Genomic DNA, 15,748 nt, shown 5'->3' with positions numbered 1-15,748 from the left:
CCTCACAGCGCAGGAATGCGTTTGCCCATATCGACACCGCTACCGACCGTATGGGTCATCCGGGCTTCTGGACGGCGGCGCGTCAGAGCCAGAAGAATACCCATCGTGATGGCGATGGCGATGAGCGAGGAACCGCCATAGGAAATGAACGGCAGGGTCATGCCCTTTGCAGGCATGAGATGCAGGTTCACGGCCATGTTGATGATCGACTGGAAGCCGAACAGAATGACAATCCCCGAGACGGCCAGACGGGTGAACGGATCACGCTCGCGCAGCGCAATCGACAGACCGCGCACAACGATGAATGCGAAAAGCAGCATGATGATCATGCACAGAATGATGCCGTATTCTTCCGCCGCAACCGAGAAAATGAAATCGGTATGGCTGTCCGGGATGATGCGCTTGATAGTGCCTTCGCCCGGACCTTGTCCGAACCAGCCGCCGCGCAGGATCGCTTCACGACCGGCATCAACCTGAAACGTGTCGCCCTCGCCGGTCAGGAAGCGATTGACGCGCCCCGAAACGTGATCGAACACAAAATAGGCTGAAACACCACCGCAAACAGCAAGACCACCCAGGACCAGAATCCAGAACATCGGCAGGCCGGCGAGGAAGAACATGGCACCCCACGTACCTGTGGTCAGCATGGTCTGCCCAAGGTCAGGCTGGAGAACGAGCAGAGCGGCAACAGTGCCGAAAAGCAGCATGGCTAGAAAATTGCCGGGCATTTCGCCACCGCGTTCCCGCTCTGAGAACAGCCAGGCGCAAACCACCACAAACGCGGGCTTCATGAATTCCGACGGCTGGATGGAGATGCCCGCCAGATTGACCCAGCGCCGCGCACCCTTCACCTCGATGCCGAAAAACAGTGCGGCAACCATCAGCACGAGTGAAATACCAAGTAGGATCAATGCAAATCGCCTGATCTGACGCGGCGAGAGAAACGAAACGCCGATCATGACACCAACTGCCGGAACCATGAAGAAAATCTGGCGTTCTACGAAATGGAACCCGTCGAGGCCAATACGCTGGGCCACGGCAGGACTTGCGGCGAATGACAGCAGAATGCCAAGCCCCATCAGGGCCAGACATGCAGCGAGGAAGAAGCGGTCTATTGTCCACCACCAATTGGCGACAGGACCGCGATCGACACGGCTTACCATCAGCTTTTTCCTCCTATGGGCTCAACACCCGGAAGCGCCAGAACAGCGCTGCGGAATGCATCGCCACGTTTTTCAAAATTCTGGAACTGGTCGAAGCTCGCGCAGGCGGGTGACAACAGCACGACTGGCTCGGGAGCAGCATCGTTACCGGCATCGTGAGCCGCGTGTTCGACGGCGACCGCAAGCGTGTCGGAAATCTCAAACGGCGCTGCATCGCCGAGCGTTGCCGCAAACTGTGCTGCGGCTTCACCAATCAGATAGGCCTTGGCAATCCGCGGGAAGAACTCTGCCAGCGACGCAATTCCGCCAGCTTTCGGCACACCGCCTGCAATCCAGTAGATGTTTTGCGGGAAGGACGACAAAGCAGGAGCTGTTGCTTCCGCATTGGTCGCCTTGGAATCGTTGACGAACAAGACTTTCCCGCGATGCCCGACCTGCTCCATGCGATGAGCCAGACCAGGGAAACTCTTCAATCCGGCATGTATCTCTTCAAGGCTTAAGCCCACCGACAGACAGGCAACTATAGCCGCCAGCGCGTTCTGCGCATTGTGCGCGCCACGCAGCGAACCGATGCCTTCCAGCGAAGCGATTTCATCGATTTCGCCATCCTGCGACCAGAGCAGCTTTGCGCCGTCAGCAAAATAACCTTTGCCGAGGCGCTTTTCCTTGGAAATCCGCACGACATTTACGCCGTCACGATAGAGCCGGTCCGCAATGGCTTCGCAATAATGATCGTCAACGCCGACAATTGCCGTATCGCTCGCCACCACCAGACGTTCCTTGATCGCGGCGTAATTTTCCATCGAACCATGACGGTCGAGATGATCCGGCGTCAGATTCAGCAGGATGCCCGCCGTCGGGTTCAGCGAGGGCGCGAGATCAATCTGATAGGAAGAACACTCGACCACATAAAAGCGATCTGCCCGCGGCGGCTCCAGCGTCAGGATTGCCGTGCCGATATTGCCGCCCAGTTGCATATCCCGGCCAGAGGCCTTGATGATATGGGCGATCAAAGCAGTCGTCGTCGATTTGCCATTGGTGCCGGTAATGGCGATGAACGGGCAGTCGGGAGCAATATGATTGCGCTCGCGGACGAACAGCTCCACATCGCCGATGATTTCGACATCTGCGGCATGCGCCAGATCGACAGTCCAGTGCGGCTTTGGGTGGGTCAGCGGGACGCCCGGCGAAAGCACGAAGGCCGCGAACTGCGACCAGTCGGCCTGCCGTAGATCACCTGTGGCAATACCCGCGCTCTGGGCACGGGCAACGCTGTCTGGATTGTCATCCCAGGCAATGATCTTTGCGCCGCCCGCAAGAATGGCCTTGGCGGTCGCAATGCCCGACCCGCCCAGTCCGAAAAGGGCGACTGTCTTATCCTTGAGGGCGGTGATCGGGATCATTCGATATGCCTGTTATCTGAGCTTCAAGGTGGAAAGACCAATCATCGCGAGAATGATCGCAACGATCCAGAACCGGATCACGACCTGGCTCTCGGTCCAGCCCTTCTTTTCGAAATGGTGGTGGATAGGCGCCATGAGGAAGACGCGCTTGCCGGTCAGCTTGAAGGAGCCAACCTGAATGATGACGGAAAGCGCTTCGACGACAAACAGGCCGCCGATGATCGCGAGAACAATTTCATGCTTCGTCGCAACTGCAACCGTGCCCAGCATGCCGCCCAGCGCCAGCGAACCTGTATCGCCCATGAAGATAGCCGCGGGAGGCGCGTTGAACCATAGGAAGCCAAGTCCCGCGCCGATAACAGCGCCGAGAACCACGGCAAGTTCACCTGTGCCTGGCACGAAATGGATCTGCAAATAGTCGGCGAAGATCGCATTACCGGAAAGATAGGCGATGAAGCCGAAGGAGGCTGCAGCCACCATGACCGGCACGATTGCAAGCCCGTCGAGACCATCGGTCAGGTTTACGGCATTGCCTGCGCCGACCATGACGAAGGCGGCAAACGGAATGAAGAACCAGCTCAGATTGACGACGAACTGCTTGGCAAACGGGAATGTCAGTGAAGAGGAGAACGGCTCCTGCCCTGCCCGCATGATGACGAAAGCGGCAATAGCGGCGATCAGGAATTCGATGCCAAGACGCGCCTTGCCGGAAAAACCCTTGTCGGACTGCTTCGTCACCTTGAGATAATCGTCATAGAAGCCGATGGCGCCGAAACCTATCGTAACCAGCAGAACAACCCAGACATAGACGCTGGCCAGATTGGCCCAGAGCAGGCACGACACAAGAATGCCGGTCATGATCATGAGGCCGCCCATGGTGGGCGTACCGGCCTTCTTGAAGTGGGTCTGCGGACCGTCAGCACGGATCGGCTGGCCCTTCCCCTGACGCACCCGCAGCGAATTGATGATCGACGGGCCGAACAGGAACACGATCAGCGCCGATGTAATCATCGCGCCTCCGGTGCGGAAGGTAATGTAGCGGAACACATTGAGCGGTGTCATATGTTCGGCGAAGAAGGTGAGAAGCATCAACATGTAGAGAAAAATCCCTCAAATACCGCTTACTCCGCGGGTTCCACCGGCGGAAACTGGCTGATCAGAGCCTTGACGATTTTGGAAAAGCCGATCCCCTTCGACGATTTCACCATGATGACATCGCCCGGACGGACCGCCTTGATCACCAGAGGCAACAATTCGTCGGTGCTTTGCCTGTACTCGGTCTGAATTTCAACCGGCAAGGCATTTTTAAGTGCCGACATGTCCGGTCCACCGATAAAAAGCGCATTCACTTCGGCATCCACAATCGGGCGCGCCAGATCGGCATGAAGTTTGCCCGACTGGCGGCCAAGCTCCAGCATGTCCCCCAAAACAGCAATGCGACGGCCACGCGAGCCTTCCGGTGTTGTCGAATGCAGCAGCGACAGGGCTGCGCGCATCGAGGTCGGGTTCGCGTTGTAGCTTTCGTCAATCAGCGTGAACGTTCCCTCGGGATGCTGAAGCACATGGCGTGCGCCGCGACCACCTTCGGCGGAAAGCGTCGCCATGGCCATCATCACCTTGGCAATATCGGCCCCGACCAGATCAGCGGCACCGAGAACAGCAAGCATATTCTGCACGATATGACGGCCCGGCATGCCAACCTTCACCGCTGCTTCCTGCGTGCCGATCTTCACCGTCATGCACGAGCAGGTAGGATGAAGCTTCACTTCGCGCAGGCGGTAGTCGGAACGGGCATTTTCCCCGAATGTGGCAATGTGTTCGACACCGGCCTTTTCGGCCAGTTCTTCCAGCTGCTTGAAGCGCTTGTCGTCGCGGTTGAGAAGCGCATAACCACCTGGAACAATACCTTCGAAAATCTCCGCCTTGGCAACGGCGATTTCTTCCAGATTGGCGAAATGACCGAGATGCGCGGGTGCTATCAGCGTAATCAGCGCCACATGCGGACGCACCATCTTCACCAGCGGACGAATTTCATCGTGGTGGTTCATGCCAATTTCGAAGACACCGTAATCGGTATCAACTGGCATGCGTGCAAGCGTCAGCGGCACACCCCAATGATTGTTGAACGACGCCACTGAGGCATGAACCTTGCCAACTTCCGAAAGCACATGACGCAAGGCTTCCTTGGTCGTCGTCTTGCCGACGGAACCAGTCACAGCGATGATCTGCGCCTTCGAGCGTGCCCGCGAGGCAATCCCAAGCTTGGTCAGGGCCTCAAGCACATCCTCGACCACGATCATCGGCACTTTTGAATTGCCGAATGCGGGCAGACGATGCTCGGCCACCACGAGAAGACCTGCACCGGCAGCCATGGCAGAGGTTACGAAGTCATGCCCGTCGAATTGTTCGCCCTTGATCGCGAAAAATGCCTCGCCGGGTTTCAGCGAGCGGCTATCAATGGAGATACCGGTTATACCAGCAGGAAGGATGCCGAAGGGCCTGCCTTCCATGGCTTCAACCATATCGTTGGACGTCCAGAGCCAGTCACTCATTCCGAGCGCTCCTCAAGGCGGGCAGCAAGTGCTGCAGCAACTTCCGCATGATCCGAGAACGGCAGGGTAATATTGCCGACAATCTGCCCTTCTTCGTGCCCCTTGCCTGCAACGACCAGTGTATCACCCGGCTGCATCATGGACACGGCGGTGAAGATCGCTTCACGACGATCACCGATTTCGGTCGCACCCGGCGCTGCCGCCATGATTTCGGAGCGAATTTGGGCTGGAACCTCCGAACGCGGATTGTCGTCCGTGACGATCGCCACATCCGCCAGTCGCGAGGCGATCTCGCCCATGATCGGACGCTTGCCCTTGTCGCGGTCGCCACCGCAACCGAAAACCACGATCACCCGGCCCGTCGTAAACGGGCGCACGGAAGTCAGAACATTTTCCAGTGCCTCGGGCTTATGGGCGTAATCGACATAGGCCGGGGCGCCATCTTCCGTCGCGCCGACGAGATCGAGTCGTCCCGGTGCGCCTTTCAGGAGCGCCAAGGCACGCATTGCAGCTGCAGCCGGAACGCCCGTAACCATGGCAAGCCCGGCGGCAACCAGTGCATTTGCGACCTGAAAATCTCCGGCGAGCGGCAGTTCGATCTCAAAAATCTCGTCGCCGATGCGCACTTCGACATGCTGGCGGAAACGCTCGTGTTCCACGCGCTTGAGCGCAATGAAATTGCCTTTCCGGCCAACCGTTTTCACGTCGCATCCGGCAAGCGTTGCCGCTTCGATGGCCTGCGCCGAGAAATGATCGTCGGAGAAGATGATGGCTGGCGCGCCCTTCGGCAGCAACGTATTGAAGAGGCGCATCTTCGCACCAAGATATTCTTCGATGGTCGCGTGATAATCCATATGGTCGCGACCGAGATTGGTGAAGGCACCGGCAGCGAGCCTGACGCCGTCCAGACGGCGCTGGTCAAGGCCATGCGATGAGGCTTCCATAGCCGCATGAGTCACACCTTCATCGGCAAGCTCCGCCAGTACACGATGCAGTTCCACCGGATCGGGTGTGGTCAGCGAATTATAGTCACTGCGGGTCGGCGAGAATACGCCGGTCGTGCCGATATTCGCCGCAGGAAAACCGGCATAGGCCCAGATCTGCCGGGTAAAGGACGCAACGGAAGTCTTGCCGCTGGTACCTGTAACGGCAACCATAACTTGTGGCTGCTTGCCATAGAACTGCGCCGCAGCAACTGCCAATGCAAGGCGGGGATCATCGACATGAAGAACCGGCACACCTGCATCAGCGACAGCCGTATCCTTGCCTGCGATAATGGCGCTTGCGCCGCGCTTGACGGCATCGGCGACAAAAGCCGCACCGTCCGCTTTCACGCCCTTCAGCGCTGCGAAAAGAAAACCGCGTTCGACCTTGCGGGAGTCCGACGTAACGCCGGTGATCTCCACCTCACCGGCATTGCCGGAGGCCAGTTCCTTAAAGAGAGCGATTTCCTTCAGTTTCATGGTCATACCAAATCCAGATTCAGTTGTGCGCGTTTCGCTGCAAAGGCTGCTTTATGCGAATCAGTCGTATTCGTTGGAAACCATTGCTGGCGGCACTTCCTGTTGAAAATCAGGCCTGCCGCTTAAATTGCTAACCATTGCTGGCTGGGCTTCGAGCTGGAAATCGGGTTTCACACCGAGGAACGAAGCAGACCGGCGGATGATCTCCGAAACCATCGGTGCTGCATTAAGACCAGCGGTTGCGCTGAACTTGCCTTCTTCCGGCTTCGGTTCGTCAATGATGGTCAGGACGACATAGGTCGGATCATCCATCGGAAATGACGCCAGAAATGCGTTGAAGCGCACGTCCTTCGAGTAGCGGCCATGCACGACCTTTTCCGCCGTGCCGGTCTTGCCGCCGACGCGATAGCCCGGAACCGTGGCCCGCTTGCCGGAGCCGCCCTGGGCGGTTGCATTGAGACGGTAGAGGTAGCGCATATCCGCAGAAACCTGTGGATGAATGACCTGCTTGGCCACCTGATCGGCCTGAGCCTGCGATCGCATCAGGAAAGTCGGCTCCATCAGCTTGCCACCATTCATCAGCGCGGCAGCACCAACCGCCGTCTGCAGCGGTGTCGTCATCATGCCATGACCGAACGAAATGGTCATCGAATGGACCTTCTTCCACACGCGCGGCTCGACGGGACGCGCCACTTCCGGCAACTCCGTCTGCATGCGGTCGAGAAGGCCGATCTTCTTCAGAAATGCGCGATGACCTTCGATGCCGACAGCATCGGCTTCGCGACCCGAACCGATATTGGACGAGAAGATGAAGACTTCCGGCAGTGTCAGCCAGCGGCCCTTGCCGTGGAAGTCGCGGATCGTCTGGCGACCGAATACCAGCGGACGGCTGGCATCGAGTTTCGACTGCAGGTTGAACTTACCTGAATCGAGCGCCATCGCCGTGGTGAAGCTCTTGATGGTCGAACCCATTTCATAGGTGCCTGCCGACATGCGGTTCAGGCGGTCCTTATCCAACGCATGGACCGGATTGTTCGGATCAAAATCCGGCACCGATGCCATGGCAATCACTTCGCCAGTCTTGACGTTCAGCACCACCGCACCGGCAGCAATCGCCCGGTAGCGTTCCATGGCCTTGACCAGCACGTCGCGCATGATGTGCTGCACGCGAATATCGATCGACAGGCGCACCGGCTCCAGCGACTGGCCGGTCGCAAGGCCGACAGAGCGCAAGTCGGTCAGCCCCTGGCTGTCGATATATTTTTCCATGCCCGCAATGCCCTGATTGTCGACATTGACGAGACCGAGGATGTGCGAAGCGGTTGGGCCGCCCGGATAGAAGCGGCGCTTTTCCGTGCGGAAGCCGATGCCCGGCACGCCGAGCGCCATGATCTGGCTCTGCTGCTTCGGGGTCAGCCCGCGCTTCACCCAGACGAAACCGGCACCGCTTTTCAGACGCCTATATGTCGCTTCCCAATCGAGATCGGGCAGCACCGTCGACAGCATTTCGATGGTTTCGTCGGGATCGACAATCTTGCGTGGCTCTGCATAAAGCGAAGCAGTCTTGATATCTGTCGCGAGAATTTCGCCGTTGCGGTCGAGGATATCCGGCCGCGATGCTAACTGGTGAACCGCCGGGCCTGCATTATCCTCGTTTTCGCCGCCGATGACACCGAAATAGATAAGCTTGCCGCCCATCACACCATAGATGCCGACAAAGCAGGCGATAGCCATCCAGAGGCGATTGCGCGCGCGATTGCCATGCTTCTTGCGCGAGCCGACAAACGCCATGTTGCCGGCCAGCTTTTCATCGCCAACCGGCTCAACACCGTCACCTGCCCGCATATTCTTTTTTCTGAAAAGTCTCAGCCGCATGATCAGTGCCTCGCCCCGCTTTTCTTGACGCTGCCGGTCGTGATGGCATCCTTTTCAAGCACGCCGCTTGCAAGCAGTTCGTCGCTGCCGGAGATGATCTTCTGGATATCATCAACCGGGCGTTCCGGAATTTCGCTGACGCCCAGCACAAGCTGTTCGGCTTCGATCGGCTGGAGGTTGAGTTCCTTTTCGTAGACACCAACGAGGCTTTGCAGGCGGCCAGGCTGAGTCATCAGAGCCCAGTCAGCGCGCAGGAGCGTGATCGTGTCCTTTTCGGAGTCGATCTGTCGCTTCAGCTTGGCGATGACCGCGATCTGCTTTTCCGCGTCATATTTGATCGTGTAGGTGACGGTCGCCGCCACCAGCATCGCCGCTATCATGATGATGTCGAAAGTACGCAGCACTCGTTTAACTCCGGGCCAGTTCGTTCGTCTCGGGCAGTTTGGGCAGTCCGAAAAGGGATAGATCGTCTTCCAGTGGCGGATTTTCCGTCCTGATGCTTGCGCGCAGCTTCGCCGAGCGCGCGCGCGGATTTCGTTCTTCTTCCTCTGCGGTCGGGCCGACAGCGCCCTTGACCGCAGGTGTAAAGCTCGGCAGACGCACATGCGTTTCCGGTAGATGGCGCGACCCCGCACTGCCGCCCGCACGGTCCGCGAAATAGCGCTTCACCATGCGGTCCTCGAGCGAATGGAAAGTCACGACAACCAACCGACCGCCTGGCTTCAGGATTCGTTCGGCCGCAAGTAGCGCACGCGCCAGTTCGCCCAGTTCGTCATTCACATAGACGCGCAGCGCCTGAAACACCCGCGTCGCCGGATGAATAGGTACTTTCGGATTACGACCCACAAGCGTTTCGATAGCGTTGGCAAGATCGAGCGTGCGCGTGAAAGGCTGCGCGGTCCGGCGCTTGTCGATCATGCGTGCGATGCGACCTGCGTGGCGTTCCTCGCCAAGAAAATTGAAGATGCGGGCAAGATCACCGGTCTTGAGGCGGTTCACCACATCGGCAGCGCTTGGTCCTTTTTTCGACATGCGCATGTCGAGCGGACCATCCTTCTGGAAGGAAAAGCCGCGCTCGGCCTCATCGATCTGCATCGACGATACGCCAATATCGAGCACAACGCCGTCCACCTTGCTGCCCGTTCCCTTAACCTTCGAGACAGCCTCATCAAGAACGGAGAACCGGGACTCGACCAGATCGAGCCTGCCCGGAAATTGCTTTTCCATCGCCCGCCCGGCTTCGATTGCAGTCGGATCGCGGTCAATCGCGATCACGTCCGCGCCCCTTTCCAGTATGCGGCGCGTATAACCACCGGCACCGAATGTCCCATCGACAATCACTGCGCCAGGTACAGGCTTCAGGGCGTCGATCACTTCGGCGATCAGCACCGGAACGTGACGGACTTCAGCCCCTTCGGCTTGAGAATTGTCTCCGCCGAGGCTTGCCATCATTCCGATCCTTTCCCGGGTACGCAGCCCGTTATCTAAAGCGTGTGGTGCTTTAATCGTTTGTTTTCGCACATGTCCTTGCCCCAAAATCGGTTCCCATTTTTGGGAGACATGCTGTGATATCTGCTTGCGGATTCCGGCCATTTGCCGTCAACTTGTCGACATGGCGGATTCGTTCGTCAGTTATCGGATATTAAGCTTAATGAAGCGTTATCCTTTGGGTCAGGTCCGCTGCAGAGCCCTCCTATTATCAGAATTTTCAACAGAGATTTTTTAAACAACGTCAGCGCTGGCTGGCGTCGAAAGCAGGCGCTGGCTTCACTCCACACACAATACATCACGAGCTTATGATTTGTGATGCCCCTCCCCCTGTTGACGCATTCCCATCATTGGCATATTTAATGCAAATAGTTTGCAACTGCATAAACACCCAAGGCATAAATTATGGCACCCCATGGAGCAGGCCCCTCCGGCGCTGGTGAAGTTACATTTGAAGGCTGGCGGCGAGATCGTGGCGAGGCATCCATGTCCGATGTTCATCGCTCCATCAGAGTCAATCGTTCCAGTTCGAAGTTCCGCCGCGCATTATCATTTTTCGGACCAGGCTATCTGGTAGCAGTTGGCTATATGGACCCCGGCAATTGGGCCACCTCACTCGCTGGTGGTTCCCGCTTCGGCTACACATTGCTATCCGTCGTCCTGCTCTCCAATATCATGGCGGTTCTCCTGCAGGCGCTCTGCGCGCGCCTCGCCGTCGCCACGGGCCGCGATCTGGCGCAGGCCTGTCGCGATGCATATCCGCGTTTTCTAGCCTGGCCGCTCTGGCTTCTGGCCGAACTTGCGATCTGCGCCACCGATCTGGCGGAAGTCATCGGCACGGCCATCGGCCTCAACCTCCTCTTCGGCATTCCGCTTGAAATCGGCGTTATCATCACTGCTGCCGATGTGCTTCTGGTTCTTTATCTCCAGAACAAGGGATTCCGCCGCATTGAGGCGCTCATCATCACCCTTCTGGGCGTGATCGCGCTCTGCTTCCTCATCCAGATTCTGATGGCGCAGCCGCAATGGGGGGCCGTCATAAAGGGATTTGCGCCAACGACCGAGATTATCCGCAATCCGGACATGCTCTATATTGCTCTCGGTATCATCGGCGCCACAGTCATGCCGCATAACCTCTATCTGCATTCCGGCATCATCCAGACACGCGATTACGGCCATACGACCGCTGAAAAGCGCGAGGCTATTCGCTTTGCGACGTGGGATTCCACGATTGCCCTGACTTTCGCGCTTCTGGTCAATGCATCGATCCTGATCCTGGCTGCGGCAAGCTTCAACGCCACCGGCAATACCGGTGTCGAAGACCTGGACAAGGCGCATGCCCTTCTCAACCCGCTTCTGGGATCAGCCCTCGCGCCAACGCTCTTCGCCATTGCGCTTCTGTGCTGCGGTCTGAACTCGACCATCACTGCGACCATGGCCGGACAAATCGTCATGGAAGGCTTCATCGATATTCGACTGAAGCCGTGGCTGCGCCGTGCGATCACCCGCTTTGTGGCCATTGTTCCGGCTGCCGTCGTAACAATCATGTACGGTTCTCGAGGGACAACCGAGCTTCTGATCCTGTCTCAGGTCGTGTTGAGCCTTCAGCTACCCTTTGCCGTCATTCCGCTCGTCATATTCACCGCCGAGAAAAAGAAAATGGGATCGCTGGTCGCGCCGCGCTGGGTGACCTTGCTTGCCGCTATCACCGCTGCAATCATCGTCGTGCTGAATATGAAGCTGATCTACGATTTCCTGTCCGGCGTACCAATTTAAGCCCCTCCCGAGGCTTTTCGAATGGGCGACTTCATATCTCGAAGCCGCCCATTCTTTTACTTCACCGCCGCATTGCCGCCATCAGCATAAAGCGCCGAACCAGCGACAAAACTCGACATCGGGCCTGCCAGAAACAGCGCAGCCTGTGCGATTTCTTCGGGCTGGGCGATCCGTTTCATAGCATGCAGGCCAGCCGCCCATTCCTTCTGTTTCTCATCTCCGCCCATCGGCGTATCGACACCACCCGGCAAAAGCGCATTTGCCCGGATGCCGCGAGCGCCGTAGTCTGCGGTTATGCCCTTCACCATCCCCATGAGGGCTGCCTTCGAGGTTCCGTAAACCGACATGCCCGGAATGCCGACGCTGGTGCCGACAAATGTCGAGGTGAAGACAATCGAGCCCCCACCCCTTTCAAGCATCAGCGGGATTTGTGATCTCGCTCCCAGAAACGCCGAGGTCAGATTACCTGCCAGCACCCCCGCCCAATCATCGGGCGCGATTTCGGCAAGCGGCGCGATAGGACCCACCGTGCCAGCATTGTTGACTGCTACATCAAGCCCACCGAATTTATCCTTCGCTGCCGCAGCAAGTGCCTCATGGGTTTCAGCTTCAGAAACATCGCCAGCAACACAATGCGCCTTTCCGCCAAACGCCGCGATCTCCTCCGCAACACGTTCGAGACCGGCAAGCCCACGGGCATTCAGCACAATGGCTGCGCCCTCTCTGGCAAAAAGTAATGCAGTGGCGCGTCCTATACCCGACGATGCGCCGGTAATGATTGCGACCTTGTCTTTCAAGCTGGACATATTGAGCCTCCATGATTTCGTGGAGGTCCCAATTAGAGTTCCGACCGCAACGCAACCATCCGTTTCTTGCGTTCGAATGTCGAAACAGTCTTGTGAGAAAAATTGTCAGTCGGTCTGTAAGCCGGGTTCTGTATGGCCGGGCTTTCGCCCGACGTGGCAGCCATTCATCTGGGACGGATGTCGCCACCCGCCTCGTGCAACCCACCCGGACGGCTGATCCGGAAACCGATTGCCAGCCCTTGCGAGCCAGCGCGCCGTCCCTATTCGGTTTTGCTCCCGATGGGGTTTACCGTGCCGTCTGCATTGCTGCAGACGCGGTGGGCTCTTACCCCACCCTTTCACCCTTACCCCGTCATCCCTGCCGTTTCATCACGCAACGGTACGGAAGACGGGGCGGTCTGCTTTCTGTGGCACTTTCCCTGGGGTCGCCCCCGCCGGGCGTTACCCGGCATCGTGTTTCCATGGAGCCCGGACTTTCCTCACCTGCCGCCTTTCGGCACATGACAGGCGCGGCTGCCCGACCGACTGACAGCGCGCATATAGCAACGATAACGGAATAGCGAAACCGGATTCCGGAAAAAATCTCAACTCAGCGGAAACAGAAAAGCCGACAGTGTCTCCACTGTCGGCTCTCCGTTCACATCGGGCGGCCTGTACTCTACGCGACCGCCGACGTAAATCTGCGTTCACATCAGAGCGCGCGCATATAGGCCTTGACTGAGCTGCAATACTTTGCGGAAGTCGGGTTCATGCGCGTAGCGCCGTGACCGGCATTGTACTTCAGGATCGTGCCGCAGGTGCTTCCACCGCCGAGCTTCTGTGCCATTGCAAGGTATTTCATGCCGAACTGGATGTTCGTGGATGGCTCGTAAAGGCCCTTGGCGGAACCCGTATAACCGAGGCCGCGTGCGGTCGAGAGCTTGATCTGCATCAGGCCGATTTCACCGGCCTTGCCGCGCACGTTCGGCTGGAAATTGCTTTCGTGACGCACAACCGCATGTGCCAGCGCGGAAGGCACACCATAGGTCGATGCGTAACGGTTAATGATGTTGGAGTAGGTGCTGCCACCCTTGGCGCTACGGGCAGTCGTGTCTTTCGACTGCGCACGCTTGCCTGTGGACCCCTTGGTGGCCGGTGCCGCACGGCGGGTGACGACCGATGCCTTCTTAGGCGTTGTGGTTGGTTTTTCCGCCTCCGCAGACTTGTTCTGCTGGCGTGCCTTGAGGAGAGCTGCGAGGTTGGTCGGTTCAGTTGAAGGGGCACTCAGTGCTGGATTCAGGCCAAACGAACTCATCGCGCCGACAAGGGCGCAAACAACAACAAATTTAGTTTTCATAACCTACCGTCTTGGAACGTTTCTTTTGTCAGACCGCCCGTCTTGGGAGAGGCAGTCCTGTTTTTTGATCCCGCCCGATAAGGGTTGTTAGGCCCGTGTCCGCTGGGATTGAGCGATGAAGTGCCGGGCAAATGCAGCTGAAGATTGGTTGCAAAAGTAAAATAGTCTTACAGGTTGTAACATTTGCGATTCACGCATCGACAAGCGGAACCTTTGTCGAAATCCTCCGGCAGCCACCTGGATCAATCTATTTTTTTGAAATCATTACGGAAATGCAAATCAACGCTAAATAGAAAAGTTGCCCGCACACACCTGGTCAGGCGGTAACATTTTGCAGGGAAAAAATTAGCCTGTAGAGGGTATCTATAGTAGATACATCGGCCACACCGTCCACATTTTGTGTCCGAAAATGACGCTGAAAGGCCTTAATCACGGTTTCTGTGCCTTCATCGAAGACACCCGTGATGGCCATCTCATAGCCATAAAGTGCCAGCATGGATTGCAAGGCTTCGACAGGCTGACCGTTTTCGCCACGTGCCAGAAACCGTCCACCGCGGATCGATGTCGGCTCGATATAGTGCCCGACGCCCGCATCGTGGAGCCGCTTCCAGGGGAAGTTATGGCCGGGATCGGTCTTGCGCGACGGTGCTATATCCGAATGGGCCAGAACATTTTCCGGCTTGATGGCATAACGCTCGCATATATCGCGGCAGAGGCGGATGAGTGCATCGACCTGCGCATCCTTGAAGGGCGGATAATTTTCGAGATTGCCAGGATTGACGATCTCGATGCCGATAGAAGCGGAATTGATGTCCGTTTCACCCTTCCAGAAGCTCTTGCCCGCATGCCAGGCACGCGCCTTTTCCGAAACCATCTGTACGATCCGCCCATCTTCATGGACAAGATAATGCGCGGAAACTTCCATATCCGGCGATTTCAGAACCTGCACCGCTTCTTCGGCAGTCGCCAGCCCGGTATAATGGAGAATGAGAAAGGCGGGCACCTTGCCATCGCGGCGAGGACCGAAATTGGGCGACGGATCGAGCGTTACCCCGGCGAAATCGGGCTGCTCGAGCGCCAGCTCCTGCAACAATTCACTCTCGATTTCGTTCACGCTGCTCATGCAGCCTCCAGATTCTTCTCAATGCTCGCCCAGGCAGCGTTTATCGCCGCCAGACGCCTGTTGGCAATGGTTATGAATTCCAGCGGCAAGCCTTCTGCGACCAGCCGGTCAGGATGATGCTCCTTGACCAGCGAACGATAGCGCTTGCGGGCCATCTCGAAGGAAACACCGCGCTCCAGCCCCAGAATGGCATAGGGATCGTCGGCGCCACGCTGGACATGCCGGATAGCGATCCGATCGAAAGCAACTTCGTCATAGCCGAAAATATCAGCTACGCCCGCAAGAAAGGCCATTTCCTTTTCGTGCACATAACCATCGGCAGTGGCGATATGAAAAAGGCCGTCGAGAATGTCTTCCAGCAAATGACAATCGGTCTGCCCTTCGCTGCATAATCCGGCAAGCTGGCGCGCATAGGATTCATAGCCTGCGACGTCCTGCTTGGCGAGATCATAGAGCCGCGCGACATGCGCCGTCTCTTCCTTCGGCACGGAGAATATGTCCTGGAAGGCGCGGATTTCATCCTGGGTAACCACCCCGTCGGCCTTCGCCATTTTGGCTGAAAGCGCGATCATCGCGATGGAAAAGGCCACCCGACGACGCGTATCGGCATCGCCCTCGAAAACGGTGCGCACGGCTTCGATAACGCCAGTAATGGCATTCGACGCCACGGACGTTACAAACTCACCAATGCGAACCCAAATCGACATGGAACTTTTCTATAGAATTCCGAATGAACTGAAAACCGTCCACACAGACGAAAGCC

General features: G+C 57.5%; 13 protein-coding genes and 1 other RNA gene. 1 reads left to right on the top strand and 13 read right to left on the bottom strand.

Translation table 11 applies throughout. The features are described from left to right. Positions 1–2: 2 nt before the first annotated feature. Genes ftsW through rsmH form a run of 8 tightly spaced genes read right to left on the bottom strand, consistent with a single transcriptional unit; the run spans position 3 to position 9,908 of the window. Positions 3–1,163, bottom strand: a complete 1,161-nt coding sequence (gene ftsW, locus HWX93_RS06350) for a putative lipid II flippase FtsW (protein WP_109989772.1) — start codon at positions 1,161–1,163, stop codon at positions 3–5. Further along, positions 1,163–2,566 carry a UDP-N-acetylmuramoyl-L-alanine--D-glutamate ligase gene (murD, locus tag HWX93_RS06345; protein WP_176036867.1) on the bottom strand — a complete coding sequence of 468 codons (1,404 nt, stop codon included), beginning with the start codon at positions 2,564–2,566 and terminating at the stop codon, positions 1,163–1,165. The genes ftsW and murD overlap by 1 nt, the downstream gene beginning before the upstream one ends. A 12-nt stretch (positions 2,567–2,578) precedes the next feature. After that, the gene (gene mraY, locus HWX93_RS06340; RefSeq protein ID WP_061346004.1) at positions 2,579–3,661 is read right to left on the bottom strand and encodes a phospho-N-acetylmuramoyl-pentapeptide-transferase; all 1,083 of its coding nucleotides are present in this window, start codon (positions 3,659–3,661) and stop codon (positions 2,579–2,581) included. 26 nt (positions 3,662–3,687) lie between these two features. Further along, positions 3,688–5,118, bottom strand: coding sequence for a UDP-N-acetylmuramoylalanyl-D-glutamyl-2,6-diaminopimelate--D-alanyl-D-alanine ligase (locus tag HWX93_RS06335; RefSeq protein ID WP_176036866.1), 1,431 nt, complete (start codon positions 5,116–5,118; stop codon positions 3,688–3,690). Further along, on the bottom strand, positions 5,115–6,587 hold the full coding sequence (locus tag HWX93_RS06330; protein ID WP_109989769.1) for a UDP-N-acetylmuramoyl-L-alanyl-D-glutamate--2,6-diaminopimelate ligase: 1,473 nt from the start codon (positions 6,585–6,587) through the stop codon (positions 5,115–5,117). Before HWX93_RS06330 ends, HWX93_RS06335 begins: the two co-directional genes overlap by 4 nt. 54 nt (positions 6,588–6,641) lie before the next feature. Next, positions 6,642–8,456, bottom strand: coding sequence for a peptidoglycan D,D-transpeptidase FtsI family protein (locus HWX93_RS06325; RefSeq protein ID WP_176036865.1), 1,815 nt, complete (start codon positions 8,454–8,456; stop codon positions 6,642–6,644). Positions 8,457–8,458: 2 nt separating this feature from the next. Beyond that, positions 8,459–8,860, bottom strand: coding sequence for a cell division protein FtsL (ftsL, locus tag HWX93_RS06320; RefSeq protein ID WP_109989767.1), 402 nt, complete (start codon positions 8,858–8,860; stop codon positions 8,459–8,461). Positions 8,861–8,864: 4 nt separating this feature from the next. Further along, entirely contained in the window at positions 8,865–9,908 is a 1,044-nt protein-coding gene (gene rsmH / locus HWX93_RS06315) for a 16S rRNA (cytosine(1402)-N(4))-methyltransferase RsmH (protein ID WP_176036864.1), read from the bottom strand. Between the two features lie 441 nt (positions 9,909–10,349). On the opposite strand from rsmH, the gene HWX93_RS06310 reads away from it, so the two are divergent. After that, a complete protein-coding gene (locus HWX93_RS06310) occupies positions 10,350–11,720 on the top strand; it encodes an Nramp family divalent metal transporter (protein ID WP_176036863.1) in 1,371 nt (456 codons plus the stop codon). 56 nt (positions 11,721–11,776) lie between these two features. On the opposite strand, the gene HWX93_RS06305 is transcribed toward HWX93_RS06310, so the two are convergent. The 5 genes from HWX93_RS06305 to HWX93_RS06285 form a co-directional block, all read right to left on the bottom strand. After that, positions 11,777–12,526, bottom strand: a complete 750-nt coding sequence (locus HWX93_RS06305) for an SDR family oxidoreductase (RefSeq protein ID WP_176036862.1) — start codon at positions 12,524–12,526, stop codon at positions 11,777–11,779. 101 nt (positions 12,527–12,627) lie between these two features. Further along, an RNA gene (gene rnpB / locus HWX93_RS06300) (RNase P RNA component class A) lies at positions 12,628–13,055 on the bottom strand. A gap of 162 nt (positions 13,056–13,217) precedes the next feature. Continuing rightward, positions 13,218–13,862 carry a lytic transglycosylase domain-containing protein gene (locus HWX93_RS06295; protein ID WP_176036861.1) on the bottom strand — a complete coding sequence of 215 codons (645 nt, stop codon included), beginning with the start codon at positions 13,860–13,862 and terminating at the stop codon, positions 13,218–13,220. Positions 13,863–14,178: 316 nt separating this feature from the next. Further along, a complete protein-coding gene (locus tag HWX93_RS06290) occupies positions 14,179–14,985 on the bottom strand; it encodes an N-acetylmuramoyl-L-alanine amidase (protein ID WP_176036860.1) in 807 nt (268 codons plus the stop codon). Next, positions 14,982–15,692, bottom strand: a complete 711-nt coding sequence (locus HWX93_RS06285; RefSeq protein ID WP_109989761.1) for a J domain-containing protein — start codon at positions 15,690–15,692, stop codon at positions 14,982–14,984. The genes HWX93_RS06290 and HWX93_RS06285 overlap by 4 nt, the downstream gene beginning before the upstream one ends. Positions 15,693–15,748 lie beyond the last annotated feature (56 nt).

Source organism: Brucella tritici (assembly GCF_902825325.1).
GTDB lineage: Bacteria > Pseudomonadota > Alphaproteobacteria > Rhizobiales > Rhizobiaceae > Brucella.
Note: the sequence above shows the minus strand (reverse complement) of the source record. Positions and strands in the feature narration are given on the sequence as shown.